General features: G+C 66.9%; 26 protein-coding genes. 10 read left to right on the forward strand and 16 right to left on the reverse strand.

Features of this window, described 5'->3' with window-relative positions; translation table 11 throughout:
• Position 1 precedes the first annotated feature (1 nt).
• On the reverse strand, positions 2-1,273 hold the full coding sequence (locus tag AB4Y63_RS12700; RefSeq protein WP_441791409.1) for a DUF6986 family protein: 1,272 nt from the start codon (positions 1,271-1,273) through the stop codon (positions 2-4).
• 3 nt (positions 1,274-1,276) lie between these two features.
• The gene (gene aceB / locus AB4Y63_RS12705) at positions 1,277-2,875 is read right to left on the reverse strand and encodes a malate synthase A (RefSeq protein WP_441791410.1); all 1,599 of its coding nucleotides are present in this window, start codon (positions 2,873-2,875) and stop codon (positions 1,277-1,279) included.
• 270 nt (positions 2,876-3,145) lie between these two features.
• On the opposite strand from aceB, the gene AB4Y63_RS12710 reads away from it, so the two are divergent.
• Genes AB4Y63_RS12710 through xdhC form a run of 3 tightly spaced genes read left to right on the forward strand, consistent with a single transcriptional unit; the run spans position 3,146 to position 7,994 of the window.
• A complete protein-coding gene (locus AB4Y63_RS12710; RefSeq protein WP_441791411.1) occupies positions 3,146-4,675 on the forward strand; it encodes a xanthine dehydrogenase small subunit in 1,530 nt (509 codons plus the stop codon).
• Positions 4,672-7,047, forward strand: coding sequence for a xanthine dehydrogenase molybdopterin binding subunit (gene xdhB, locus AB4Y63_RS12715; RefSeq protein WP_441791412.1), 2,376 nt, complete (start codon positions 4,672-4,674; stop codon positions 7,045-7,047). Before AB4Y63_RS12710 ends, xdhB begins: the two co-directional genes overlap by 4 nt.
• Positions 7,048-7,049: 2 nt before the next feature.
• Positions 7,050-7,994, forward strand: coding sequence for a xanthine dehydrogenase accessory protein XdhC (xdhC, locus tag AB4Y63_RS12720; RefSeq protein ID WP_441791413.1), 945 nt, complete (start codon positions 7,050-7,052; stop codon positions 7,992-7,994).
• Here the strand turns inward: xdhC and AB4Y63_RS12725 are convergent.
• Complete coding sequence (locus tag AB4Y63_RS12725) at positions 7,899-8,387, reverse strand: nucleoside deaminase (protein WP_441791414.1); 489 nt, start codon at positions 8,385-8,387, stop codon at positions 7,899-7,901. The genes xdhC and AB4Y63_RS12725 overlap by 96 nt on opposite strands.
• A gap of 290 nt (positions 8,388-8,677) precedes the next feature.
• Between AB4Y63_RS12725 and AB4Y63_RS12730 the strand changes: the two genes are divergently transcribed.
• A complete protein-coding gene (locus tag AB4Y63_RS12730; RefSeq protein WP_441791415.1) occupies positions 8,678-9,409 on the forward strand; it encodes a VOC family protein in 732 nt (243 codons plus the stop codon).
• 26 nt (positions 9,410-9,435) lie between these two features.
• On the opposite strand, the gene AB4Y63_RS12735 is transcribed toward AB4Y63_RS12730, so the two are convergent.
• Both AB4Y63_RS12735 and AB4Y63_RS12740 read right to left on the reverse strand, forming a co-directional pair.
• Positions 9,436-9,678 carry a zf-HC2 domain-containing protein gene (locus AB4Y63_RS12735; RefSeq protein WP_441791416.1) on the reverse strand — a complete coding sequence of 81 codons (243 nt, stop codon included), beginning with the start codon at positions 9,676-9,678 and terminating at the stop codon, positions 9,436-9,438.
• Entirely contained in the window at positions 9,675-10,322 is a 648-nt protein-coding gene (locus tag AB4Y63_RS12740) for a sigma-70 family RNA polymerase sigma factor (RefSeq protein WP_441791461.1), read from the reverse strand. Before AB4Y63_RS12740 ends, AB4Y63_RS12735 begins: the two co-directional genes overlap by 4 nt.
• A 109-nt stretch (positions 10,323-10,431) precedes the next feature.
• On the opposite strand from AB4Y63_RS12740, the gene aroA reads away from it, so the two are divergent.
• Genes aroA through bcp form a run of 3 tightly spaced genes read left to right on the forward strand, consistent with a single transcriptional unit; the run spans position 10,432 to position 13,394 of the window.
• Entirely contained in the window at positions 10,432-11,790 is a 1,359-nt protein-coding gene (gene aroA, locus AB4Y63_RS12745; protein ID WP_441791417.1) for a 3-phosphoshikimate 1-carboxyvinyltransferase, read from the forward strand.
• Positions 11,791-11,825: 35 nt separating this feature from the next.
• A complete protein-coding gene (gene rsgA, locus AB4Y63_RS12750) occupies positions 11,826-12,875 on the forward strand; it encodes a ribosome small subunit-dependent GTPase A (RefSeq protein WP_441791418.1) in 1,050 nt (349 codons plus the stop codon).
• A gap of 39 nt (positions 12,876-12,914) precedes the next feature.
• Positions 12,915-13,394, forward strand: coding sequence for a thioredoxin-dependent thiol peroxidase (gene bcp / locus AB4Y63_RS12755; RefSeq protein WP_441791419.1), 480 nt, complete (start codon positions 12,915-12,917; stop codon positions 13,392-13,394).
• A gap of 65 nt (positions 13,395-13,459) precedes the next feature.
• On the opposite strand, the gene AB4Y63_RS12760 is transcribed toward bcp, so the two are convergent.
• The 7 genes from AB4Y63_RS12760 to AB4Y63_RS12790 form a co-directional block, all read right to left on the reverse strand.
• Positions 13,460-14,224, reverse strand: coding sequence for an ABC transporter ATP-binding protein (locus AB4Y63_RS12760; protein ID WP_441791420.1), 765 nt, complete (start codon positions 14,222-14,224; stop codon positions 13,460-13,462).
• Positions 14,221-15,012, reverse strand: a complete 792-nt coding sequence (locus AB4Y63_RS12765; protein ID WP_441791421.1) for an ATP-binding cassette domain-containing protein — start codon at positions 15,010-15,012, stop codon at positions 14,221-14,223. Before AB4Y63_RS12765 ends, AB4Y63_RS12760 begins: the two co-directional genes overlap by 4 nt.
• Positions 15,009-15,875: an ABC transporter permease gene (locus AB4Y63_RS12770; protein WP_441791422.1), complete on the reverse strand. Its 867-nt coding sequence runs from the start codon at positions 15,873-15,875 to the stop codon at positions 15,009-15,011. Before AB4Y63_RS12770 ends, AB4Y63_RS12765 begins: the two co-directional genes overlap by 4 nt.
• On the reverse strand, positions 15,872-16,834 hold the full coding sequence (locus tag AB4Y63_RS12775) for an ABC transporter permease (protein ID WP_441791423.1): 963 nt from the start codon (positions 16,832-16,834) through the stop codon (positions 15,872-15,874). The genes AB4Y63_RS12770 and AB4Y63_RS12775 overlap by 4 nt, the downstream gene beginning before the upstream one ends.
• An 87-nt stretch (positions 16,835-16,921) precedes the next feature.
• Entirely contained in the window at positions 16,922-18,415 is a 1,494-nt protein-coding gene (locus AB4Y63_RS12780) for an ABC transporter substrate-binding protein (RefSeq protein WP_441791424.1), read from the reverse strand.
• Between the two features lie 107 nt (positions 18,416-18,522).
• Entirely contained in the window at positions 18,523-19,296 is a 774-nt protein-coding gene (locus AB4Y63_RS12785) for a DUF1684 domain-containing protein (RefSeq protein ID WP_441791425.1), read from the reverse strand.
• A 35-nt stretch (positions 19,297-19,331) separates the two neighbouring features.
• Positions 19,332-19,790 (reverse strand): hypothetical protein, encoded by a 459-nt coding sequence (locus AB4Y63_RS12790; RefSeq protein WP_441791426.1) that lies wholly within the window; start codon positions 19,788-19,790, stop codon positions 19,332-19,334.
• A gap of 199 nt (positions 19,791-19,989) precedes the next feature.
• Here AB4Y63_RS12790 and AB4Y63_RS12795 point away from each other — a divergent pair, with 199 nt between their 5' ends.
• On the forward strand, positions 19,990-20,238 hold the full coding sequence (locus tag AB4Y63_RS12795) for a WhiB family transcriptional regulator (protein ID WP_441791427.1): 249 nt from the start codon (positions 19,990-19,992) through the stop codon (positions 20,236-20,238).
• A 177-nt stretch (positions 20,239-20,415) separates the two neighbouring features.
• Here AB4Y63_RS12795 and AB4Y63_RS12800 read toward each other — a convergent pair whose 3' ends face one another.
• The 3 genes from AB4Y63_RS12800 to AB4Y63_RS12810 form a co-directional block, all read right to left on the reverse strand.
• The gene (locus AB4Y63_RS12800) at positions 20,416-21,909 is read right to left on the reverse strand and encodes a sensor histidine kinase (RefSeq protein ID WP_441791428.1); all 1,494 of its coding nucleotides are present in this window, start codon (positions 21,907-21,909) and stop codon (positions 20,416-20,418) included.
• A gap of 71 nt (positions 21,910-21,980) precedes the next feature.
• On the reverse strand, positions 21,981-23,234 hold the full coding sequence (locus AB4Y63_RS12805) for an AAA family ATPase (protein WP_441791429.1): 1,254 nt from the start codon (positions 23,232-23,234) through the stop codon (positions 21,981-21,983).
• A gap of 2 nt (positions 23,235-23,236) precedes the next feature.
• Positions 23,237-23,866, reverse strand: coding sequence for an SAF domain-containing protein (locus AB4Y63_RS12810; RefSeq protein ID WP_441791430.1), 630 nt, complete (start codon positions 23,864-23,866; stop codon positions 23,237-23,239).
• Positions 23,867-24,008: 142 nt separating this feature from the next.
• On the opposite strand from AB4Y63_RS12810, the gene AB4Y63_RS12815 reads away from it, so the two are divergent.
• Complete coding sequence (locus AB4Y63_RS12815; RefSeq protein WP_441791431.1) at positions 24,009-24,338, forward strand: helix-turn-helix domain-containing protein; 330 nt, start codon at positions 24,009-24,011, stop codon at positions 24,336-24,338.
• On the opposite strand, the gene AB4Y63_RS12820 is transcribed toward AB4Y63_RS12815, so the two are convergent.
• The gene (locus AB4Y63_RS12820; RefSeq protein ID WP_441791432.1) at positions 24,335-24,934 is read right to left on the reverse strand and encodes a hypothetical protein; all 600 of its coding nucleotides are present in this window, start codon (positions 24,932-24,934) and stop codon (positions 24,335-24,337) included. The two genes, AB4Y63_RS12815 and AB4Y63_RS12820, sit on opposite strands and share 4 nt — an antisense overlap.
• Before the next feature lie 146 nt (positions 24,935-25,080).
• Between AB4Y63_RS12820 and AB4Y63_RS12825 the strand changes: the two genes are divergently transcribed.
• The gene (locus AB4Y63_RS12825; RefSeq protein WP_441791433.1) at positions 25,081-25,584 is read left to right on the forward strand and encodes an Rv3235 family protein; all 504 of its coding nucleotides are present in this window, start codon (positions 25,081-25,083) and stop codon (positions 25,582-25,584) included.
• Positions 25,585-25,586 lie beyond the last annotated feature (2 nt).

Below are 25,586 nucleotides of genomic sequence, written 5' to 3' on the forward strand. Positions count from 1 at the left end.
TTCAGGGTGCGGCGGGCCGCGGGTGCGCGAGAGCGGCGAGCTGCCCCTCGTCGATTCCGATGACCGAGTGCACCTCGTCGGCCGAGACCGCGCCGCAGTGCACGCCGCGCAGCACGAAGCCGGCGAGCGCGCGGGCCGTGGCCGGCTCATCCAGGAACGCGCTCTGCGTGCGTTCGAGGTAGGCGCGCAAGCGCACAGCCGACGCGTCGAAACGTTCGCGATAGAAGGCGTAGCTCGCGGCGAAGCGCGTGGGCAGCTGGTGGGGGTGCAGATCCCAGCCCTGGTAGTAACCGTGTTCCAGTGAGCGCCGTACCAGCCGGGCATGCAACTGCCACGCCTCGACGGTGCGGTCGCCGATGGGCAGGATGTTGCTCGACCCATCCGAGAGACGGATGCCGGTTCCGGCCACCGCGAGCTGCATCACCGCCTTGGCGTGGTCGGCAACCGGGTGGTCCAGTGACTGGTAGGGCGCGGCGATCTGCAGTGCGGCACTGTAGTCGTAGGTGCCGTAGTGCAACGCGCTGATGCGGCCCGGAACGGCGTGGGCGAGTCTGGCGACCGGTGAGGTGCCGTCCGGCCCGAGGATGAGCTGCGGCGTCTCGACCTGCACCTCGAAGCGCAGCCGCCCCGCCGGCAGCGCGTGCACGCGTTCCAGCGCGGCTGCGGCATCCGCCATCGCCTGCACCTGCGCCACCGTCGTCACCTTCGGCAGCGTCAAGACGAGGCCGGCCGGCAGCTCTCCGGCCTCGGCCAGCGTCGTCACGAAGAGGTCGAGGGTGCGCAGCCCGCGCGCCCGGGTGGGAGCCTCGAAGCTCTTGAACCGGATGCCGATGAACGGCGGCGCCGTGCCCGCTGACACGGCCTCGGCCAGCCGCTGCGCCGCGCGCACGGCATCGCTGTCTTCGGTTTCGTCACCCCGGTTGCCGTAACCGTCTTCGAAGTCGAGTCGGAGGTCTTCGATCGGTTCGGACTCGAGCTTCGCCTGCACCCGAGGCATGACGACGGCGGCGAGCGCCGCATCCTGACCCACGATCTCGGCGAGCCGATCGAGGCCGCCGTGCTCGTCGACGGCGGCGAGGGCGCGTTCCCCCCACTCGCCGGCAAGACCGGGGCTGAAGGCGTCGGCGGGCAGATAAACGGTGTGCACCGGCTGGCGCGATCCGTCGTCGCCCGGGTAGCCGGTGGCGAGCAGTTCGTCGCTCGCGGCGAGCCGCTCATCGATGCCGGCGAGGTCGGCGGAACTGAGAGATCGCACCCGGAGCGCCGGAGCCATGCTCTACTCCACCAGCTCGTAGGCGGCCGTGGTGAGGAAGTCGGTGTACTCCTCGCTGAGGCAGAGGTCGGCGATGAGCCGGGAGGCCGGGAGGTAGTGGGCGACGAACGTCTCCTCACCGACCTCACCGCGAAGGCGCTCGGTCTCCTCCTCGAGAATCCGGCTGACGAGCTCGGAGGTCACGGTGTGGCCGGTGTCGGCGAGGGTGACGGCGTTGCGGATCTGCTGCCACACCTGCGAGCGGGAGATTTCGGCGGTGGCCGCGTCCTCCATCAGGTTGTGAATGGCGACGGCCCCGTTGCCCGAGAGCCACACGGCGGTGTAGGCCACCGCCACGTAGAGGTTGGCGCGCAAGCCCTCCTCTGTGACCTTCCCTCCGGCGGATGCCACGTCGAGCAGCTGCGCGGCCGTGACCTCCACCTCGGGCCGTTGCCGGGCGAGTTGGTTCGGCCTATCACCGAGCACGGCGTCGAACACCTCGCGGCAGATGGGCACCAGGTCGGGGTGGGCGACCCAGGAGCCGTCGAAGCCGTCGTTCGCCTCGCGGGTCTTATCGGCGCGCACCTTCTCGAAGGCGACCGCGGTGACCTCTGGGTCGTTGCGGTTCGGCACGACGGCGGCCATGCCGCCCATCGCGAAGGCGCCGCGGCGGTGGCAGGTCTTCACCAGCAGCTCTGTGTACGCGCGCATGAACGGCGCGGTCATCGACACTGCCGCCCGGTCGGGCAGCACGAAGCCCGGGCCGGCGTCCCGGAAGTACTTGATGATGCTGAAGAGGTAGTCCCACCGGCCGGCGTTCAGGCCAGAGGCGTGCTCGCGAATCTCCCAGAGAATCTCATCCATTTCGAACGCGGCGGGGATGGTCTCGATGAGCACGGTGGCGCGCACGGTACCTCTCGGGATGCCGAGGGCGCTCTGCGCGAAGACGAACACGTCGTTCCAGAGGCGGGCCTCCAGGTGGCTCTCCATCTTGGGCAGGTAGTAGTAAGGGCCGTGCCCGTTGGCGATGAGCAGCTGCGCAGTATGGAAGAAATGCAGGCCGAAGTCGACCAGTGCGCCGGCCGCGGGCACGTCGTCGACCAGGAGGTGTCGCTCGGTCAGGTGCCAGCCGCGYGGACGGGTCACCACGGTGGGACGACGGATGTCGGTGCGCAGCGTGTATTCCTTGCCCTCGGGCGAGGTGAACGCGATGGTGCCGCGCGCGGCGTCGCGGAGGTTGAGCACGGCCCCAACCACGTTCTCCCAGGTGGGGCAGCTCGCGTCCTCGAGGTCGGCCAGCCACACGTTCGCTCCGGAGTTCAGCGCGTTGATCGCCATCTTGGCCGGCACGGCCGGGCCGGTGATCTCGACGCGGCGGTCGAGCAGGTCGTCGGGCGCGTCGGCCACCTGCCAGCTGCCCTCTCGCACCGCGCGGGTCTCGGGGAGGAAGTCGAGGGATCCGCTGCGGGAGACGTGCTCTCGTCGCACAACACGAGCTGCGAGCAGCTCGCGGCGGGTGGGGTCGAACCGCCTGCTCAGCTCCTCCACGAAGGCGAGAGCTTCTGGTGTGAGAATCTCCGTGGCCCCATCGATGTTCGGGATGCGGGTGGCTTCAATCGTCATGCCACCTGTCCTTTCTGGCTCCGGTCGCGGCAGAAGACGTTCGTGTGATGCACATTATTGCCGTGGGAACGCCTGTTCCGCCATGGCAGAGGCCTTCTTCGGAACACCGATGTTCAGAACGCGGCTGTTCGGAACGGCGGCATTCCCGATACCTGGCGCGCCCGCAGGGCCGAGTATTAGACTCTCGACAACTCGGGGGCCCCGCGTGCGGCCACGGCGGCACACACCCTCGGCAGGTCGAATGCAGCGCCGCGTCTCGCCTCGCCGGCAATGCGCGCACCGATCGCACCGCAGAACGTGAGGAGCCTCACCGTGAATAACATCGGCGTGACGGTCAATGGGCAGCTCCGCCCCGTGCGTGCGGCGAGCGCACACACGACGGCACTGGAATGGCTGAGGGGCATCGGCCTCACCGGCGGCAAAGAGGGCTGCGCCGAGGGTGAATGCGGTGCATGTGCGATTCTCGTCGCGACACCCGCCGAAAGCGGCGGCACGAGCTGGACGTCGGTGAACGCCTGCCTCGTGCCGGTTGCCGCGCTGAACGGACAGGAACTCGTCACCGCCGAAGGCCTCGGCACCCCCGAGCGCCTGCACCCCGTTCAACGGGAGATGGCCGCAGCGGGCGGCTCGCAGTGCGGCTACTGCACGCCGGGCTTCGTCTGCAGCATGGCCGCCGAGTTCTACCGCAGCGACCGCGTGCCTGACGCCGTAGAGCAGGGGCGAGGCACCGGGCACGACGAGCTCGGGCCGAATGGTTTCGACCTGCACGCCCTCAGCGGCAACCTGTGCCGGTGCACCGGCTACCGCCCCATCCGTGACGCCGCCTATGCGCTGGGCGAACCGGCGGAGGACGACGCGCTCGCCGCCCGCCGCACACTCGCTCCTCCCCCACCCGTCGCCGCCGACGTCGACGGCCCAGACGGCCGTTTTGTGCGCCCGGTGACCCTGGCCGATGCCCTGCGGCTGCTCGGCGCCGACCCGGCGCCCGTGCTCATCGCCGGCGCGACCGATTGGGGCGTCGAAGTCAATCTGCGCGGCCGACGCGCCCCTCTCGTCGTCGCCGTCGATCAGCTGGCCGAGCTGCGCACCCTCACCGTGGGTGACCGGATGATCGAGATCGGTGCTGCCGTGCCCCTGTCGGAGGCCGAACGCATCCTCGCCGGGCGCGTGCCGCTCTTGGCCGAGCTCTTTCCCCAGTTCGGCTCCCGCCTCATCCGCAATCGCGCCAGCCTCGGCGGAAACCTCGGCACGGGCTCGCCCATCGGCGACGCGCCGCCGGCACTGCTCGCCCTCGGCGCGAGCGTCGTGCTTGCCTCAGCCGATGGCGACCAGATCCAGGAACGCGAAGTCGATCTCGCGGACTACTTCACCGGATACCGCACAACGGTGCTGCGTCCGAACGAGCTGATTCGCAGCATCAGGATCCCCCTGCCCCTGGCACCGGTCGCCGCCTTCCACAAGATCGCCAAGCGCCGCTTTGACGACATCTCCAGCGTGGCCGTCGCGTTCGCGCTGGACATCGAGCCGAACAGCGGGGACGGCGGCATCGTCGCATCCGCCCGGATCGGTCTGGGCGGCGTCGCGGCGACACCGTTGCGCGCACTCGCCACCGAGGCGGCCCTCGTGGGCAAGCCGTGGAACAGTGAGACGGTACGTGCGGCAGCGGCGGTGCTCGGTGCGGAGGGCACCCCGATGTCTGACCACCGCGCGAGCGCCGACTACCGCTCGCTGATGTTGAACCGGGCGGTCCTGAAGCTGTACAGCCAGACCGCCCACGAGGCCCGGGCGGTGCGCCCGTGACGTCGCTCTCCGAACGCCCGGCCGACGCCGTCGTCGGCACACGCGTGCCGCACGAGAGTGCGGCGCTGCACGTCACAGGACTCGCGGCGTACACCGACGACATCGCGGCCCAGCGGAGCGGCATCCTCACTGCGTGGCCGGTGCAATCCGACCACGCGCACGCCCGCGTCACCCTGCACACCGCGCCCGCACTCGCGGTGCCCGGGGTCGTGCGCGTGCTCACCGCGGCCGATGTGCCCGGCCTCAACGACGCCGGCACCAAGCACGACGAGCCGCTCTTTCCCAGCGAGGCCATGTATTTCGGTCACGCGCTGTGCTGGGTGCTCGCCGAGACGCAGGAGGCCGCGCGCCTCGGCGCCGCCGCCGTCGAGGTGGAGTATGAGCCGCTCCCCTCGCTGATCACGGTGGCGGAGGCAATCGCGGCCGAGTCGTTTCAGGGGATTGCCCGCACCGTCAGCCGAGGCGACGCGGAGGCCGCTATGGGGAGTGCTGCCTGGGTGTTCGAGGGCGTCACCGAGATCGGCGGCCAGGAGCACTTCTACCTCGAGACGCAGGCCTCATTGGCGGAGGTCGACACGGAGGGTCAGGTGTTCGTGCAGTGCAGCACCCAGCATCCGACCGAGGCTCAGAGCATCGTGGCGCACGTGCTCGGCCGGGGCGACAATGCGGTCACCGTGCAGTCGCTGCGGATGGGCGGCGCGTTCGGCGGCAAGGAAGTGCAGTCGCACGGATTCGCGGCGATCGCGGCGCTCGGCGCCACGCTCACCGGCCGGCCGGTGCGGCTGCGGCTGAACCGCACGCAGGACATCACCATGACGGGCAAACGCCACCCCTTCCATGCCGAGTGGAAAGTGGGCTTCGACGAGCAGGGCCGGATTCTCGCCCTGCAGACGACGCTCACGGCCGACGGCGGGTGGTGCCTCGACCTCTCCGAACCCGTGCTGGGCCGGGCGCTCTGCCACATCGACAACGCGTACTGGATTCCCGCGTTCACGGCCCACGGCCGGATTGCACTCACCCACAAGACCTCGCAGACCGCGTTCCGCGGATTCGGCGGACCGCAGGGCATGTTCGTGATCGAGGACATTCTCGGCCGCTGCGCCCCCCAGCTCGGAATCGATCCGCTTGAGCTGCGCCGCACGAACTTCTACGTGCCCGGCCAGTCCACCCCCTATGGCCAGCCGGTTCGGCACGCCGAGCGGCTGGGTGCCGTCTGGGGCGAGCTGCTTGAAAGCAGCAGGGTCGAGGAGCGACGCGCCGAGATCGCGGCTTTCAACTCTGCGAGCCCCGACGTCAAGCGCGGCCTCGCGGTCACGCCCGTGAAGTTCGGCATCTCGTTCAACTTCAGCGCCTTCAACCAGGCCGGCGCCCTTGTGCACGTCTACAAGGACGGCTCCGTGCTGATCAACCACGGTGGCACCGAGATGGGCCAGGGGCTGCATACCAAGATGCTGCAGGTGGCGGCGACCGCGCTCGGCGTGCTTCCCTCCGCGGTGCGTCTGGCGCCCACACGAACTGACAAGGTGCCCAACACCTCCGCGACCGCCGCTTCGTCTGGATCCGACCTCAACGGTGGGGCGGTGAAGCAGGCCTGCGACCAGATCCGCGATCGCATGGCCGAGGTGGCCGGGCGGATTCTGGGGGCGGATGCCGGCGACATCCGTTTCTCGCACGGCCAGGTCAGTGCGCCGGGCACCGGCCCATCGATGAGCTTCGCCGAACTTGCCGCCGCCGCCTATCTGGAGCGCGTGCAACTGTGGGCGGCGGGCTTCTACCGCACCGCGGGCCTGCACTGGGATCAGGAACAGATGCAGGGCGAGCCGTTCAAGTACTTCGCCTATGGGGCTGCGGCGGCCGAGGTGGAGGTGGACGGCTTCACCGGCACCTACCGGGTTCGACGGGTCGACATCGTGCACGATGTGGGCGACTCCCTTTCCCCGGTGATCGACCTCGGCCAGATCGAGGGCGGTTTCGTGCAGGGCGTCGGCTGGCTCACGCTCGAAGAGCTGCGCTGGGACACCGGCGACGGGCCCGGCCGCGGCCGACTGCTCACCCAGTCGGCGAGCACCTACAAGCTGCCGAGCTTCTCGGAGATGCCCGAGGAGTTCGGGGTCACCCTGCTCGCGCGCGCCACCGAAGACGGGGCCATCTACGGCTCGAAGGCCGTTGGCGAGCCGCCGCTCATGCTCGCATTCAGCGCGCGTGAGGCGCTCCGCGAGGCCATCGCCGGCTTCGGCCCCACCGGCCATTCCGTCGAACTGGCCTCGCCGGCCACGCCGGAGGCCGTGTTCTGGGCCATCACTGCGGCGCAGGATGCCGATGCGGCGCCCGCGCTGCCCGCCGACGATTCCCTCACACCCGCCGGGACCTGATCGTGGACTGGGTGGACGAGGTGCAGCGGCTGCGCGCGCAGCGCACGCCCGCCGTCATCGTCACGCTGGCGGCCGTGCGCGGGCATGCTCCGCGCAACAGCGGAGCCAAGATGGTGGTCTCGTCCGACGGACTTTGGGGCACGGTCGGCGGTGGCAACCTCGAGGCCACGGCGGTTGGTCGCGCGCGCCGGATGCTCGGCTCCGGCAGCAATGAGCCGGAGTTGCTCACCCTGCAGCTGAGTGACAAGGCCACCGTCGAGTACGGGGTTCAGTGCTGCGGAGGGGAGGTGACCGTGCTGTTGGAACCGATCAGAATAAGGCCGTCGGTCGCCATCTTCGGCATCGGCCACGTGGGGCTGGAGCTCGCCCGGATCCTGAGCCGGCAGGACATCGAGTTGCACCTGGTCGACTCGCGGGTCGACATGCTCACCGGCGGGCGACTGCGCGTGCTCGCCGACAGCGTCGCCGAGCTCAGAGTGCACGTGACGCCGGTTCCGGAATCGATCCTGGCCGAGCTGCCCGCTGGCTCACACGTGCTCATCATGACCCACGATCACTTCGAAGACCTCGCGCTCTGCGACTCGGCACTACGCACGGCCGGCCTCGACTCGATCGGGCTGATCGGCTCGCGCTCCAAGTGGACGCGTTTTCAGAAGCAGCTGCGTGAGGCGGGACACGGCGACGCCGAACTGGCCCGCATCGACACCCCCATCGGCATTGTCGGAATCCGGGGCAAGGAACCGGCGACCATCGCGGTCAGCGCGGCCGCGCGGATGCTGCAGCTCATCGAGGCGGGTGCGGTCCGCCGCTCGTCGAGCGTCGTCGTCGCACAACCTCGCGGGCACTCGCCCTCAGTAGTCGATGTGGGTCGTCGTGCTGTTCCACTCGACGAACGGCCTGACGCTGACGCCGGTGCCGAGGTCGACGCGTTCGACCGGCATCAGTGACCGAACGCTCCCTGAGCCCTCGAAGTAGTCGTAGAAGACGGCATCGTCGAAGCCCGCATCCGCCGCATCCGTGCGATCGGCGGCGAAGTAGACCGTGTCGATGCGCGCCCAGAGGGCGGATGCCAGACACATCGGACACGGCTCACAACTCGCATAGAGAGTCGCGCCGCTGAGGTGGAAGGTGCCGAGCATCTGGCAGGCCGAGCGGATGGCGGTGACCTCCGCGTGCGCGGTCGGATCGAGCGTGGCTGTCACGCGGTTCACCCCCTCGAAGACACGACCGTCGGCTGTGACGACGAGGGCCCCGAACGGGCCGCCGTTGTTGCGCACGTTCTCGATGGCGAGGTCGACGGCGCGGGCGAGCAGCTGGGCGACGGGCTTCGGTGCATCCATGAGAGTGGACTCCTCTGGTCTGGGACCGACTGCGGCCGCCTGTGGGACTTCAGCGGCTGGATGCCGAGAATAACAGTCGGCGCCGCTGCTTTCCAGGGTGGTGCCAAGACCTGGCGTCTTCCGTCGAGCCGCCGCTGGCATACGTCGGCGGCGGCACCAGCAGAGACGGGTGACACCCTTGCCGGGACTACCGGCCAGTCGTAGGCTGACCGCACGCTGCGCTCGAAGGGAGCCCGAGCATGCCCGCTCACGACACCACCCGCCTCGGAGAACCCTGTTGGGTCGATCTGATGTCCACCGATCCCGCCTCCGCTCTGGCCTTCTACACCTCGCTCTTCGGTTGGACAGCAACAACGTCGGGGCCGGAGTACGGCAATTACGTCACGTTCTGGAACGGCGACGCACAGGTCGCCGGTCTCGCCGGAGCCATGCCGGAGACGGAGGTGCAACGCAGCTCCTGGACGACCTATCTCTCCACCGCGGATGCCGACGCCACGACCGCTCTGGCCCTCGAAGCAGGCGGCCAGGTGCTCGCCGCACCGATGACCGTCGGCGAACAGGGACGCATGGCGATTCTCGCCGATCCGTCCGGCGCGGTTTTCGGCATCTGGCAGTCGGCGGCACATACCGGGTTCGGCAGATTCGGCAAGGCCGGAACTCCGGTCTGGATCGAGCTCAGCACCCGCGATTGGAACGCCGCGGTTCCGTTCTACGAAGACGTCTTCGGACTACAGCTGACGCCACTCTCCGACACCGACGAGTTTCGCTACAGCACGTTCGGTCCGAGCGATGGATTCACCGGGGGCATCTACGACTCTGACAACTATCTGCCGCCCGGCATGCCCTCGCACTGGCTGCTCTACCTCGGGGTGTCCGATGTGGCGGATGCGGCGAGACGGGTTGCCGAGTTGGGCGGTGCGGTACAGCGCGAGCCGTGGGACACCGAATTCGGCACCTTCGCACAGGTCAATGACCCGACCGGCGCCACGTTTCTGCTCAGCTCTATTCGAGAGGTCTCGTGACGAGAGGCCTGGCGCTGACGAGAGGTTTAGTGCGCTGACTGGATGGCGCGCAGCTTCAGCAGCACCATGTCGCGCAGGTCTTCCGGGGCGCTTTCCTTGCAGGCACGCTGCATCACCTCGGTGAGCGTGCGCCCGACCAGGTGTTCGCTGCTGCAGTCGGCACAGCTCGCGAGGTGCTCACGCACATCCGCTGCATCTTCTCCACAGAGCTCGTTGCGCATGTACTCTTCGAGCTCAGCCTTGGCTTTCTCGCATCCACAGTCGGTCATTTCTTTCCACTCCCAGAATTCTTTTGGCTTGCTGTCTGCCCCATGCCGAGCCCTCGCTCGGCGGCGTAGCCGGACAGCAGATCGCGAAGCATCCGTCTGCCCCGATGCAGGCGGCTCATCACTGTGCCAATCGGTGTTTTCATGATTTCGGCGATCTCCTGGTAGGAGAAGCCCTCGACGTCCGCGAAGTAGACCGCCAGCCTGAAGTCTTCAGGGATGGCCTGGAGCGCGTCTTTGACGGCGCTGTCGGGCAGGTGATCGATCGCCTCGGCCTCGGCCGACCTGCTCGCCATCGCCGTCGTCGAAACGGCCCCGCCCAACTGCCAGTCTTCGAGTTCATCGATCGTGCCTTGATAGGGCTCGCGCTGCTTCTTGCGGTAGGTGTTGATAAAGGTATTGGTGAGAATTCGGTAGAGCCACGCCTTGAGGTTCGTGCCCTGCTCGAATTGTTTGAAGGCGGCAAACGCCTTGACAAACGTCTCCTGAACCAGGTCTTGCGCGTCCGACGGATTGCGCGTCATACGCATTGCAGCGGCGTAGAGCTGGTCGATGAAAGGCATCGCCTGTTCTTCGAACAGGTCTCTCTTATCGGCCAGCTCAGTCGTCTCCTGCACGGTGGAGGGAAGCGGCGTGTCTGAAGTCATCACCGGCAATCCTAGGCCGTTGGCCTGGGGCATGCTTGGTCGTTCGAGAAGCAGCTGAACAGCCACCGGACCTCCCTCATCTTGATTGCACCGACTATTCTGATAACCGATGCTGATCTCGAGATATTCCAAGCCGGAGTTCAACCCTTACGGCGACAACGCGCCCGACGACGCCAACGTGCTCTGGCCGGCGCCCGTCGCGCACGGCCCCCTCACCGCCGCTCTCGGCCTGCCGGGCTCGAAGTCCTTGACCAACCGCGAACTCGTCCTGTCGGCCCTGGCCGAGACCCCCTCACTGCTTCGCGCTCCCCTGCATTCCCGCGACAGCGACCTCATGGTTGCGGCGCTCCGCCAACTCGGCACGACGATCGAATCGGTTCCTGGCGACGGCGCGTATGGCGACGACCTCCGCATCACTCCCGGCGAACTGTTCGGTTCGACCACGATCGACTGCGGTCTGGCCGGCACCGTGATGCGGTTCCTTCCCGTCGTCGCGACATTGGCGCTCGGCCCGACCACCTTCGATGGCGACGAAGGCGCCCGCCGTCGCCCGATGGCGACCACGGTCTCGTCGCTGCGCGCGCTCGGCGCGGACATCAACGACGACGGGCGGAAAGCGCTGCCGTTCACCGTGCACGGGACCGGCTCGCTCACCGGCGGCGAGGTCACCATCGATGCCGGATCCTCGAGCCAGTTCGTCTCCGCCCTGCTGCTCGCCGGATCCCGGTTCGAGAACGGCCTGCACCTCCGCCACGACGGCGAGCGCCTGCCGAGCCTCCCCCACATCGAAATGACCATCGCCACCCTTGCCGCGCGCGGAGTCACCGTGGAAAGCCCGGCTGTCGGCGAATGGATCGTGCCGGCCGGCGCCATCCAGGGGGCCGACGTCGACATCGAACCCGACCTGTCCAACGCCGCCCCGTTCCTCGCCGCAGCGCTCGTTGCCGGCGGCAGCGTGACGATCACCGGATGGCCGGCCGAAACCACCCAGGTCGGTGCCGACCTGATCGACCTGCTCCCGCTGTTCGGGGCGACGGTGACCCGCGACGGCGATCGCCTCACGGTCACCGGCGGCGCCAGCATCCGTGGCGTCGAACTCGACCTGTCGACCGGCGGTGAGCTCGTGCCGAACCTGGTCGCCCTGGCCGCGCTGGCCGACTCCCCGAGCACGATCACCGGCATCGGGCATATTCGCCATCACGAGACCGACCGTCTCGCCGCCCTCGCCGCCGAGATCAACGGTCTCGGCGGTCAGGTGACCGAACTCGAAGACGGCCTGCACATCGAGCCGCGCCCGCTGCACGGCGGCGTCTGGCGCAGCTACGACGACCACCGGATGGCGACCACCGGCGCCATCATCGGCCTTGCTGTGGCCGGCGTCGAGATCGAGAACATCAAGACCACCGCGAAGACGCTGCCGCAGTTCCCCGAACTCTGGCAGAACCTCATCGGTGAGGCTGTGCTCTAGATGAGCACCCAGCACGCGATCAGGACCGTGCTCCGATGAGCTGGTGGACAACCGACGAAGACGACGAGCCCGAATTCGACGAATCGAGTGTGCGCGTACGACCGAACCGCAAGGGCAACAAGCCGCGCACCAAGACCCGGCCGGGGCATGAAGATGCGCTGACCGGGCGCATCCTCTCGGTCGACCGCGGCCGCTACACGGTCATGCTCGACGAGGGACTCCCCGAAGAACGCCGGGTGACCGCGGCGCGGGCCAGCGAGCTGCGCAAGAAAGCAGTCGTCACCGGAGACCGCGTCGACATCGTCGGCGACACGACGGGGGCGGAGGGCAGCCTCGCCCGCATCGTGCGGATCGTGCCGCGCACCACGCTGCTCCGCCGCAGCGCCGACGACACCGACGCCGTCGAACGCGTCATCGTCGCCAACGCCGACCAGATGCTCATCGTGGTCGCCGCGGCGAATCCGGAGCCACGCATCCGTCTCGTCGACCGCTACCTCGTCGCGGCCTACGACGCCGGCGTCACGCCGATCCTCTGCATCACGAAGACCGACCTCGCCGACCCGGCCGAGTTCCTCAGCAACTTCGCCGGGCTGGACCTCAAGGTCTTCCGCAGCCGCGAAGACGTGATGCCGCTCGCCGAGATCTCCGAAGCACTGATCGGTCACGACACCGTTTTCGTCGGCCACTCGGGCGTCGGCAAGTCAACTCTCGTGAACGGCCTGGTCCCCCACGCCAAGCGTGCGGTCGGCGTCGTCAACACCGTCACCGGTCGTGGCCGGCACACCTCGTCGTCGACGATTTCACTGCGCCTGGAGACGGACGCCGGTCGCGGCTGGGTCATCGACACTCCCGGTGTGCGCTCGTTCGGGCTCGGACATATCAACACCGACAACATCCTCAAGGCGTTCACCGACCTCGCCACCCTCGCCGAGAACTGCCCACGCGGCTGCACGCATCTGCCGGACTCCCCCGACTGCGCGATCATGGAAGCCGTCGAAGCCGGCACCATCGGTGAAACCGGCAAGGCTCGCCTGGATTCGCTGCAGCGTCTGCTCACCACGTTCGCCAACGCTCCGACGCACTAGCGCCGCAACACGACAGCCGCAAGCGGGTACCGTTGAAGCATGACTGAATCCACCCGCCTGGCCGTTGGCGACACCGCTCCCACCTTCACCCTGACCGACCAGGATGGCGCGGCCGTATCGCTATCCGACTACGCGGGCCAGAAGGTCGTCGTCTACTTCTACCCGGCAGCGATGACCCCGGGCTGCACGACCCAGGCCTGCGACTTCCGCGACAATCTCGGTTCGTTGAAGGCGGCCGGCTACCAGGTGCTCGGCATCTCGAAGGATGCCCCGGCGAAGCTCAAGAAGTTCCAGGAGCACGACGCGGTCAACTTTCCGTTGCTCTCCGACGAGTCACTCGACGTGCACAACGCGTACGGCGCCTACGGCGAGAAGAACCTGTACGGCAAGATCGTCACCGGCGTGCTGCGCTCCACCTTCGTCATCGACGAGGCCGGGATCATTCAGTGGGCGCTCTACAACGTCAAGGCCACTGGTCACGTGGCGAGCTTGCGCAAGAAGCTGGGAATCGACGCGTAGCCAGACCGGTGGTCGAGCTTGTCGAGGCCTCCGCCGGGCGCTCTCGACAGGCCAGGCCCGGCGGGCTACAGCGCGGGCAACCGCGGCACGGCGGCCAGCAGTCGCCGCGTGTACTCCTCGCGGGGGGCGCCGAGCACCGACGCGGTGTCCCCCTGCTCCACAACGCGGCCGTATTGCAACACCACAGTCTCCGCGCAGAGCGCCGCAACCACGCTCAGGTCGTGCGACACCATCAGCACCGTCAGCCCGGTGGTGCGGCCGAGTTCGGCCAGCAGCTCCATGATCTGGATGCGGGTCGTCACGTCGAGCGCGCTGACCGGCTCGTCGGCGAGCAACAGACGCGGCCCCGGCGCAATCGCACGGGCGATCGCGATGCGCTGCCGCTGGCCACCCGAGAATTCATGCGGAAACCGGGTCGCGGCATCCGCGGGCAAGTGCACGGCCGCCAACGCGGCATTCACCCGGGCGGTCAACTCGACCCCCGACGCGATCCCGAGCGACGTGAGCGGCTCGGCAACGATCCGAAACACGTTCTGCCGGGGATCGAGCGACGAATAGGGATCTTGGAACACAGTCTGCACGCTGCGCCGAAACTCCCGCATCTGCGCGCGATCACGGGGAACGAGCGGCACCCCGTCGAAGAGCACCGTCCCGCTGGTCGGGGTGGCGAGTCCGAGCAGAAGTTTCACCAGTGTGGTCTTGCCGGCCCCCGATTCACCGACGAGCCCGACGCTGCGGCCCGCGGTAACCGCAAACGACACATCGTCCACGGCTCGCGCCCCGCTCCGATACGAGAAACCGACGCCCTGAAGCTCCAGCAGCGCGGTCATGAGAGTTCCAATGCGGCGTCGAGGGTGCGTGCGCTTCTGACGAGCTCGGCCGTGTACGGATGCCCCGGCGCGGCGAGCAGCGCCGCCAACGATCCGGATTCCACGGCTTCACCCGCACTCATCACGATCACCTGGTCGGTCATCCGCGCCACGACGGCGAGATCGTGGCTGATGAACAGCAGCGCCATGTTGCGCTCGGCGACGATCCGATCGAGCAGGTCGAGCACCTCGGCCTGCACCGTCACGTCCAGCGCCGTCGTCGGTTCGTCGGCGATCAGCAGTTCTGGGCGGCACGCAAGCGCCAAGGCGATGGCGACCCGCTGCCGCTGACCGCCCGACACCTCGTGCGGGTACGACCGGCTGATGCGCTCCGGATCGGGCAGGCTCACCTCGGTCAACGCATCGGTCACGGCCTGCTTGAGCGCGACACCTCTCAGCCCCTGATGCCGACGCAGGGGCTCGGAGAGCTGGGCACCGATTCGCATCAGCGGGTCAAGGGCCGAGAGCGGGTCTTGGAAGACGACAGCCGCCACCGGTCCGCGCAGCTTCGCGAGGGTGCGTTCGTCGGCCCCAACGACCTCGGTGCCGCCGAGCAGAATACTGCCGAGGGCGCCGAGTCCCGGTGCGAGCAAACCGGTGATCGCGAGCGCGGTCAGTGACTTGCCCGACCCCGATTCCCCGATCAGGCCCAAGCGGGCCCCCGCCGCGAGTTCGAACGACAGCCGGCGCACAAGCCGCGTTCCGTCGGTCGTCGCAACGGTCAATTCCGAGACTGAAAGCAAGCTCACCGTGATCTCCTCCGCGTCGGGTCTGCCACGTCCCGCAGCCCATCGGCGACCAGATTCACACCGATGACGAGCACGACGAGGGCCAGACCGGGGGCGATTGCGCCGACCGGGGCTGTTGCGACGGTTCCCTGCGCTTCCTGCAGCATCCGCCCCCACGAGGCGTTGGGCGGCGGCGCCCCGAGCCCGAGATACGACAGGCTGGCCTCGGCCAGCACGGCAATGCCGAACTGCAACGCTAAGTTGACGCCCAGCGTCGGCGCGATGTTCGGCATCACGTGCTGCACGATGATGCCGGGCCAGCTGGTGCCGGAGGTGCGCGCGGCGGTGATGTACTGCGTGCCGAGCACGCGTTTGGCCAGCACCCGGGTGAGCCGGGCGACAATCGCGGACATGGCGATACCGATGGCCAGCGTCGCCGACCAGAGCGACGCCCCCTGCGCGGCAACGATCAGCATCGCCAGCAGCAGCACCGGGAACGCGATCAGGATGTCGAGGACGGCCGAGAGGGTGTCGTCGAGCCAGTCGCTGGCGAAAGCCGCGGTCAGGCCGAGCGAGATGCCGAGGACCGCGGAGATCAGGGTGGCTCCGGCACCGACGATCAAGGCGATGCGGGCACCGACCATCAATTGGCTAAGCAGATCCCGGCCGAGCTTGTCGGTGCCGAGCCAGTGCTCGGCGCTCGGGGCGTCGAGCCGCCCGCCGGTGGTGTCGGCCAAGGGATAGGGCAGCCAGAACAGGGAGACGAGCGCGGTGATCAGCACGGCCCCCACCAGAACGATTCCGATCGTCAGGGTCATCGACCGACGCGTCCGCCGACGCACCGGGGCGGGCGCATCCGTGCGCACCAGGGCCGCGGGGTTCATCGGTTCCCCGAGACGCTGGTGCGCAGGCGCGGGTCGATGAGGCGCTGCACGATGTCGGCCACGAATCCGATCACGAGAACGACGAAGGTGGAGAACAGCAGAATCCCCTGGATGTTCGGGTAGTCATGCTGAGCGATGGCTTTCAAGAGCATGCTCCCGAGTCCGGGCAGGGTGAAGACACTCTCGACGACGACGGCGCCGAGAAAGGTCGTCGCCAGCTCGATGCCGAGAATCGAGATCACCGGCACCGAGCCGTTGCGCAAGCCGTGCCGCCACATCGCCTCACGAAATCCGGAGCCGAGGGCGCGTGCCGAGCGCAGGTAATCGCTCCCGAGCACGTCGAGGGTCGCCGACCTGACATAGCGGGAGATCGATGCGGTCATCACGATGGTGATGGTGAAGATCGGCAGGGCGAGCGAGTGCAGGGCCGCCGCCGGGTCCGCCCAGTCGTCCCGGGGGAAACCGCCCGACGGAAACCAGCGGAGGTTGACCGAGAATGCGCTGACGAGAAGGATGCCCACCCAGAACGCCGGTACCGCGACGCCGAGCTGGGACAGCGCGGAGAGTCCGGCGCCGTACCAGGTGTTTCCTTTCCAGGCGGCGATGAAGCCGACGAAGAGCGAGAGCACCAGGGCCAGGGTGAACGAGATCAGCGTCAGCGGCACGGTGACGGCGAGCCGGGCCATGATTTCCGGTCCGACCGGCAGGGAGCTGATGAAGGAGTCACCGAGGTTCAAAGTGAGCATGTCACCGAACCAGGCGACGAACTGTTGCCCAAGAGGCAGATTGCTGCCGACCTGCTCTTGAGCTGCTGCGATCTGCTCCGGTGTCGCGTTCACGGAGAGGAGCGCATTGGCCGGATCGCCCGGCAGCAGCCTCAGCAGCAGGAACAGCACCACCATGGCCAGCAGAAGCGACACCACCAGAAAGGCGAAGCGGCGCAGCAGATACGTGATCATGGTGCTTTCAGGTTACCGTTCTGCGCGCTGATCGAGCCTGTCGAGATCCCGTGACCGGGTCTCGACAGGCTCGACCAACGACATCCGCTACTTCGTGGTGATGTTGTAGACGTAGAACTGCGAGTTGAGGCCGTTCACCGGGTAGCCGGTGAGGTCGCTCGCGGCGACGACGATCTGCGGGTAGAGGTACAGCCAGAGGCTGGCGGCATCCTTCGCGATCTGCTCGTTGACGAGCTTCAACTTGGCGGTCTGCTCGTCGGTCGTGGCGGACTGCTCGGCCTCGGCGACCCACTGGGTCACCTGCGGGTTGTTGTAGCCCCAGTAGAAGTCGGGGTTGCCGTACCAGACCACGTCGCGGTCGTTGACGTGCTCCTGCAGGGTCGCTTCGAAGTCCTGGCTCTTGAACACCTTGCTGTACCACTCGTCGGAGCTGATCGAGTTGATGTTCACCGTCACGCCGACCTTGGCCAGCTCGCTCTTGACGAATTCCGCCACCGCAGGGTGCGGGTCGTAGGTCGGGGTGTCGAGGGTGAACTCGAAACCGTTCGGGTAGCCGGCCTGCGCGAGAAGCGTCTTCGACAGCTCCGTGTCATACGGGTTGACGCCGGTCAGGTCTTCGTACCACGGGTCGGTCGGCGGAACCATCGATCCGATCAGGGTGCCGTAGTCGCCCCAGATGGAGTTCAGCAGCTTCTTGCGGTCGATCGCCGAGTAGAGCGCCTTGCGCACGTCGACGTTGTCGAACGGTGCCACGCGGTCGTTGAACGCCAGGATCTCCTTGGTGGTCGACTTGCCATCGTTGACCGTGAAGTCGGGGTTGTCCTTGAACTGGGTCAACGCATCCGGGCTCTGCACACTCGTGACGATGTCGACCTGTTTGGTCAGCAGCGCGTTGCCGAGGGCCGTCGCGTCGGTGAAGTAGTTGAAGACGACTTCCTTGTTCTTCGCCTTCTCACCCCAGTAGCCGTCCCAGGCTTCCAGGCTCAGCGAGCTGCCGCGCTTCCAGGTGCCGAGCGTGTACGGGCCGGTGCCGTCCTCAGCGGTCTTCAGGTCTGGTGCCTCGCTGTTGACGATCCAGACGTAGCTGAGCAGGTAGGGCAGTGAGATCGAGCGGCTCGACAGGTTGACGACAACCGTCTTCGCATCGGGCGTTTCGATGCCGGAGATCACAGCGAGGCTCGACTTGCGGGCCGACTGCGAGTCCGGGGCGGTGACGCGCTCGATGCTCGCCTTGACGTCAGCGCTCGTGAGCGCCTTGCCGGAGTGGAAGGTCACGCCGTCGACGAGGGTGAATGTGTAGGTCAAGCCATCTTCGCTGACCGTGTTCGACGCGGCGAGCAGCGGCTCCACAGCTCCGTCATCGGTGAGCTTGAACAGCCCCTCATAGACGTTGCCGTTGAATGCCTCGGTGCTGCCCTGGCCGCCGCCGGCGGTGTTGTCGAGGTTCTGCGGTTCATAGATCGAGCCGACCTCGATGGCTTTCGCCGCGGATGCGTCACCGTTCGACGACGGCGAGCACCCGGCGAGGGCCAGGGTTGCGGTGAGGGCGGTGGCGATGATGGCCAACGTACTTTTCTTCACGAATGTTCTCCTGTGCTGTGTGTGAAGCCGGACGCAGCATCGACGCCGCCCGGCAACCGTGTGCAAACTGCCTCGATCGAATGAATCGAGGCATAAGCAGATCGCGGTTAGTAGAGGGTGTGGCCACCAGTGAAGACAACAGCCTTCTCGCCGGCTTCGACCGGAAAGGAGAAACGGTTGTTCCGCGGTGGCAACGGACAGTTGTAGTGAATCGAGAAACCACACGGCGGCACGAAGGCGCGGTTGAAGTCGAGCACGACGGGACCGGCAACACCGAACTCGGCTGCCTCCCGGTGCACGAACAAGAAGCGTCCTGCTTCGTAGCTTCCGTCGGGGCCGTCGCCGCCGTTGCTCGCGTCACCGAAGACGAGCAGCAGAGTGCCGTCGTCGTCAAAAGCGCTGAACGTGTAGTCGACACTGTCAAGAGTGAAGGTGATGTCGCCGGGGACCACGAGATCGCGGGTGCCTCCGTTGTCGCGAATGTGCTCGAACGGGATCGTGCGGTCGGCGTCGACCGGGGTGAACTCCGCGGAGACGACCCACTCGGGGTTGAACTCCCAGGCGGTGACGGTATCGAAGTTCGTGATCGACGGTGATGCCGCATCCCAGAGACGGATGCCGCGCTCCGGCTGTCCCGTCAGCAGGTTCCGGCGCCCGAGCACCGTTGCGGTGACGGTGTGGGCCTGGCCGACCAGTGCCTCGTCAGCGCTCAGCGACGGCGCTTCAGCGTCGAGCCAGCGCGTCTCGATCAGCGACAGGTTTCCGGTCGGAGCAACCACCGACGCCAACCGTGCGGCCCGCCATTCAGACCAACCGGAGCGTGCTGCTTCGACGTGGTGGTCCGGGGCGTGCACTGCGCCGGTTGCTGTTGTGGATGTCATGACCATGCAATTCTCAACGATTCAACCGGTGGAAACTATTCCGATTGCGAAATGTTTCCTGAACCGGTGTTGCGGGTTGCGTCGATGACGCGCGGAGTGAAGAGCAGAACGAGCACGACCAGAGACGGGATCAGTAAGGCCCAGCCGAGGTCGGGCCGCGCGTACAAGCCTTGGAAACAGCCGACTGCTACCGCGATCTGCATCAGCTGCCAGGTCACGGCGGGGCTGCGCATCCAGGACTTGCCGCGTGCGGCCCCCGAGGCAACCACGCTGACGCCGATCGCGGCGATCACGACGATCGCCAAGATCACCAGTGCGCCGGCAAGCGACGACGGAGTCGCGGTGAGAAGTTCGAGCACAAACCAGGCCACGGCGACCCACAACAGGAGCGCCTCAGCGACGAGCAACACCGTGATCAGGCGCAGCGCGGGTGGACGTACCGGGCGCGACGGACGCGGCGCCTCGAAATTGATCGGGTCAGACTGGTCGTTCACAGAGGAATCCCATACAAAGCTATTGATTTGGTCCCCCTATTATGGGACCATATTTGAAGCCCGGTTGACGCTCACAGGGACGTGAGCCGATCTTATGTGCATATTCACGAATTGCGCGGATCTGAACTTTTCCTGCAACCGGCACTCATCCGCATTTCGGCCGATCGGCCATGCACCCCCGCAATAAAGGAGCACCCCCATGGATTGGCGCGATAAAGCTGCCTGCCTCACTGCTGACCCGGAGCTTTTCTTTCCGGTCGGCAACACTGGTCCCGCAGTAGACCAGATCGAGAAGGCGAAGTCCGTGTGCGCACGCTGCAACGTCACCGAGGTGTGCCTGCAGTACGCTCTCGAGACCGGTCAGGATTCCGGCGTCTGGGGTGGCCTCAGCGAGGATGAGCGTCGCGCGCTCAAGCGTCGCGCCRCACGCGCCCGTCGCGCTTCCTAACAGCCGCAACCTTTTCACCGTGGGCCTTGGCAGCGGATGATCCCCGATCATCTGCTCCCAGGGCCCACGTTTTTGCGTACCCGCGCTTCGCCCCTGCGCCGAGTTTGACACTTCCGGTCGAGTTTCCCTGTTAGACCAGGGAAACTCGACCGGAACGCTCAAGCTGGGCGAGCTGGCTTAGCCCTCTTGCATGTAGCGCAGCGGGATTTCGATGGTCACTTCGGTGCCGCTGCCCATCATGGTGTGCCAGTCGATGGTGCCGCTCAACTCGCCCTGGATCAGGGTGCGCACAATCTGTGTGCCGAGGCCGGACCCGACCTTGCCCTCAGGCAGCCCCGAACCGTTGTCGCGCACACGCACGGTGAGCGTTTCCTCGTTGCGTTCCGCTTCGATCGACACCTCGCCTTCGCGTCCGGCCAGGCCGTGCTCGACGGCATTCGTCACGAGTTCGGTCAGTGCGAGCGCGAGCGGCGTCGCATAGGCGCTCGGGAGAATGCCGAAAGCTCCCGATTTCTTCGGGTGCGCCGTCGTGTTGTGAGCGCTGGCCACCTCGGCGATCAAGAGCAGCACGCGGTCGAACACCGCATCGAAGTCGACGCTCTGGCTGAGACCCTCCGACAGGGTGTCGTGCACCACGGCGATGGCCGCCACCCGCCGCATGGCCTGGGCCAGGGCTTCGCGCGCCTCTTCGGAGTGGGTGCGCCGCGCCTGGATGCGCAGCAGCGACGCCACGGTCTGCAGGTTGTTCTTCACCCGGTGGTGGATCTCCCGGATCGTGGCATCCTTCGTGATGAGCTCACGTTCCTGGTGGCGTAGTTCTGTCACATCGCGGCAGAGCACGATCGCTCCGATGCGCTCGCCTCGATTGCGAATCGGAATGGCGCGCAGCGACACCGTCACCCCGCGGGCCTCGATGTCGGTGCGCCAGGGCGCGCGTCCGGTCACGACGAGCGGCAGCGACTCGTCGACGACGGCGTTGCCGGTCAGCAACCGGGTCGTGACCTCGGCCAGCGACTCGCCTTCCAGCTCGTCGGCGAAACCGATGCGGTTGAACGCCGACAGGGCGTTCGGGCTGGCGAAGGTGGTCACTCCGTCGACACCGAGCCGAATCAGGCCGTCTGATGCGCGAGGCGCTCCACGTCGTGGCCCGGTGGGTGCGCCCAAGTCCGGGAAGTCGCCGGAGGCGATCATCACGAACAGGTCATTGGCGCAATCGTTGAAGGTGAGCTCCTGGCGGCTGGGAGTGCGCGCCTCGCTCAGATTGGTGTGCCGGGTGAGCACCGCGACCGGGGCATCCGTCACCTGGGCGCCGGTGGTCGACAGTCGACGCATGACCGGAATGGCGCGCACCCGGGTCGGGGTCTCTTCGTACCAGTCGGGTGCGGTCGTATCGACGATCTTCGCCGTCTCGAAGCACTCGGTGACCTGCTTGCGCCATTCGTTCTTGATGTTCTGCCCGACGAAGTCACGGTAGAACAAGGTTGCAGCGCTCGACGGACGCATATGCGCGACGGCGACGAAGCTTCCTGCGTCGGTGGGCACCCACACGACGATGTCGGCGAAGGCAAGGTCGGCGATCAGCTGGCCATCGGCGACCAGCATGTGAAGCCAGTCCACATCTTCTTCACTACTGAGGCCCTGGGCAAGTACGAGTTCACTAAGCGTCGACACGATCACTAGCCTACGGCCACGGATGCCGCCACGCCGCAGCCCGGCAGACGAGGGCGCTCTCCGGTGGCGCCTCAGCTGAATGCGCGTTGTGTTTTCGCCGCGCGAAGCGGCCACCGCTTCGGCCTGACCGGGGTCGGAGCGGCGAGGATCTCGGTCGTCACCAGACGACGGATGCTCGCCCGTACCGGCGATTTCGGTGCCGAATCCTGTAGCGGACGCCCGCTCAGCACCGCGCCATCGACCGCCCGCTGATCGTCGGGGATCAAGACGATCCCGTCGATGCCCCCGAAGCGGCGCAGCGTGTGAAGAATCTGACCTTTCGGGTCGAGGCCGACGGCGCTTGACCGCACCCGGTTCATCACGACGGTCAGCCGCCGGGTGGTGAGCACGTCGGCCAGGTCCACCCAGGAACGCAAGAATCGCGCCATCCCGACCGGGTCACCCAGCCCGCACGCCACAACGTGGTCTGCTGCGCCGAGCGCGGTGAGCGTTGCCGCGTTCCGGCGCGGCGCGAAGAGGTCGCTGGACAGTTCCTCATCGCTTTCCAGGCTGAACCCAGTGTCAATCACGACGTATTCGACCCATTGCCGGAGCGCCGAAAGCGTCCGGGTGATGCGTTCGGTCGAGAGTTCGGGCCACCGTGACGCACGCCCGATGCCGGTGAGCACCCAGAATGCGCCGTGCGACGAGGTGTACCGCTGAGCGATGCGTTCGAGCTCGGACTGGGTCAGGGCATCGGCGCCGGCCAGCCGACACGCAGCGGCGAAACCGGGTGCTTCGTCGAGCATGCCCAGGGTGGCGGCGACAGAGCCGCTATAGGTGTCGGCATCGACGAGTGCGACGGTGTGACCGGTCGCGGCGATTTCCGCCGCAATGTTGATCGCGAGGGTCGTGCGCCCCGGCGCCCCGGCTGGCCCCCACACGGCCAGGACCGTACAGGGAGAAGGGAAGGCACCCGCAGGGGTCTCGACTCCCCGATCCGGCGCCGGGACCTCCGCGTTGATCATCGCCTCGATGGCCGGCCAGCCCGCTTCCGCGTCGAGCACCTCGTAGAGCCCGAGCGCTGCAGCGTGGCGTCGTCCGGGGTCGGAGCCGATCAGGGCGATCAGCCGTACCCCGCGTTCGTCGCACGCGGCCAACAGTGCCGCGGTCAGCGTGGGGCGCTCGGCGAGCACCAAGACCACATCCGGAACCGTGCGCCCGAGCACGACGACGAGCTCGTCGGCCGTCGAGGAGCGCGCGACCACCGTGTGCCCGTGCTCGATCAGGTCAAGGAGCAGGCGATCCTCGAGCGCATTGTCGAGAGCCAAGGCAAATGTCGCCATGGTCACGGCTCCACTCGGGTGTTGACCGGAACCGCCGCAATGGCGCTGTCGTTCGCCATCGCTTCGAGAACAGCGGCCACGTCCCGCTTCGGCACCAGAATCTCGACGGATGTGCCCTCATCGGCCATGAAGCCCGACGCGGCGACGAGGCGCACGATTTCTGCTCCGTCGACGAGCACAGCCGGAGGACCGAACGCTCCGTTCTCCGCCGCCCGGGACGACCACACGTCAACGACGGAACCTGACCCGATCGATGCGGGCAACGTACCGTCCAGCCTGACGACGATGCTGGTGCTGGTGATGCCTTCCCTGGTGCCGATCGCGCTCATCGGAACGAGTTCGCCGGCCGCGACGGTGCGGGTGACGACGAGTCCGTCCGGAGGGAGGGCATCGGGGACGAGATAGTGGCCCTCCGTACTTCCCAGCCGCACCTGTACCGTTCTGAGGTCCGACCGCGAGATCGTGTCCCCGGCCGAAAGCGACTCCCGCGCGGCAAGCACCGGAGTGGTCGCGTCGGAGTTCGCGACAATCGCGACGACACCGAGGACGGCCGTGATCACCAATCCGATCCCGATCGAGAACCGTGGGTCGAACCAGAACCTGTTCCGCCCGGATCGTACGGCTGCGTTCATCAGCTCACATCCCCTGCCCTGAACCCGCCATCGGGTTAAGCCTTCGGCTCTATCGTCGTGGTTTGGGAAATGTCACGCGGAAGTTATCCACAACTCCTCACCCACACGAAAGTAGTCACCGCGTCCGGCGCATAATCGGATCATGACCGATTCCGTGTCCGCCGACTCACTGGGGCGCTTTCTGACGCTCGCTGACACGGCGGCGATCCTGAACCTCACCGCCTCCCAGGCGCTGGATTTGGTGCGAACCGGAGAGCTTCCCGCTATTCGCATCGGCACCTCACGGGCCTGGCGCGTGGAACGCGTCGTACTGGAGTCGTACATTGAGGCTAAGTACGAAGAGGCACGGCGAATCGCCCTCTGGGAGCAGTCGGACTTCGGCAACATTCCGGAGCTCTCCGGCGGCCGAATCATTCAGCCCGACACCATCTCTCGTTCCGGCACCGCCCCAGAAACCGGAGCAGACGACTAGTCGAGTTTCACCAGCACGAGATGCGCCAACGGCACGATCCGGAACTCGGTGACGGCCGCCGCTCGCCGGTATGCGCCTGCGGCATGTACAGCCAGATCAAAATGGTCGCGTCCAACCCGGTCGATGGTGCCGGAGATCTCGCCCGTCGTTGTGACGACAGTCACTCTTTTTCGTCTTCGGCACAGGTCCCTGAGCACAAAAGGAATGCCGATCCGCTCGACGAATCGCGCCGCCGACTCTCCCTCGTCACCGAGCGAGAGCGGAATCTGCTCGGCCCGAAGTACGACGCTGCTCACGGCGGTGAACGGCAGCACACACATGGCTCCCGTTGAGTCGCTGCCCGAGCCCCGATTCTCATTCAGGATGTCGGCGGCGAGCCAGTCTCGACCAAACGTTGTCGGGCGCACGGTGACGGTATCCCCCGACACCAGCCCGACTCGAACGACAGACGCACTGCCGAGTCCGACGAGCCGACTGCGGAGCGTCAGGCGCCCGAGACGCAACCGTTCCTCCTCGGCCTGGAGGTCAATTTCGTCGAGGGTCAGCTCATGCTCAAGCTGACCCTCGAGGTCGTCGAACAAGTTATCCCAGCGCACATCCCGAACCTATCGGTCGAGGCTTGTGTGGGAAAAGGTTATCCACAGGTCACCTCCGCGACCTAGACAAGACCGGTAGAGCCTGGTTGAGTGTCCGCCAAGACACCCGCCCCCCGAATGGGGGGAGGTGCTTCGCGAGAGATCACATGCGCACACCCGAAGACCAGATGGTGCAGGGCACCTCCCTGGTGACGCAGATCGGAGCTGGGATGAACGACAGCGTGGCGAGAGCCACCCCGAAGAAAACCTCACGGAGCAACGTCGTCCCGGATGATGACTTCTTCGGAATGCAGCCGAGTGGCCGCAGCCAGCTTCCCGACCCTGAACCGCTTCTGATCAACCTCACCCGGTGCGTCATCGAGGTGCTCGCCGGTGCGCGCGAGCTCGACCAGCTGGCCCGCTGGGTGAGCGACGACGTCTACAAGCATCTCCTGACCCGGGTCGTGCTCTCTGCCCGCGCCCGAGCAGCCACCGGCCGACGCGTGCAGCGCCCGACACTCGTCATCGGGCACATCAGCATGTCGGAACCCCGCGACGGTGTCATTGAAGCGGTCGTCATCGTGCACACCAAAGCGCGCGTCAGGGCCGTCGCCCTGCGATTGGAAGGGCTGGATCGCCGTTGGCGTGCCAGCGCCATCAACGTGCTCTAGAT

It is taken from the genome of Leifsonia sp. YAF41 (genome assembly GCF_052113185.1).
GTDB lineage: Bacteria > Actinomycetota > Actinomycetes > Actinomycetales > Microbacteriaceae > Cryobacterium.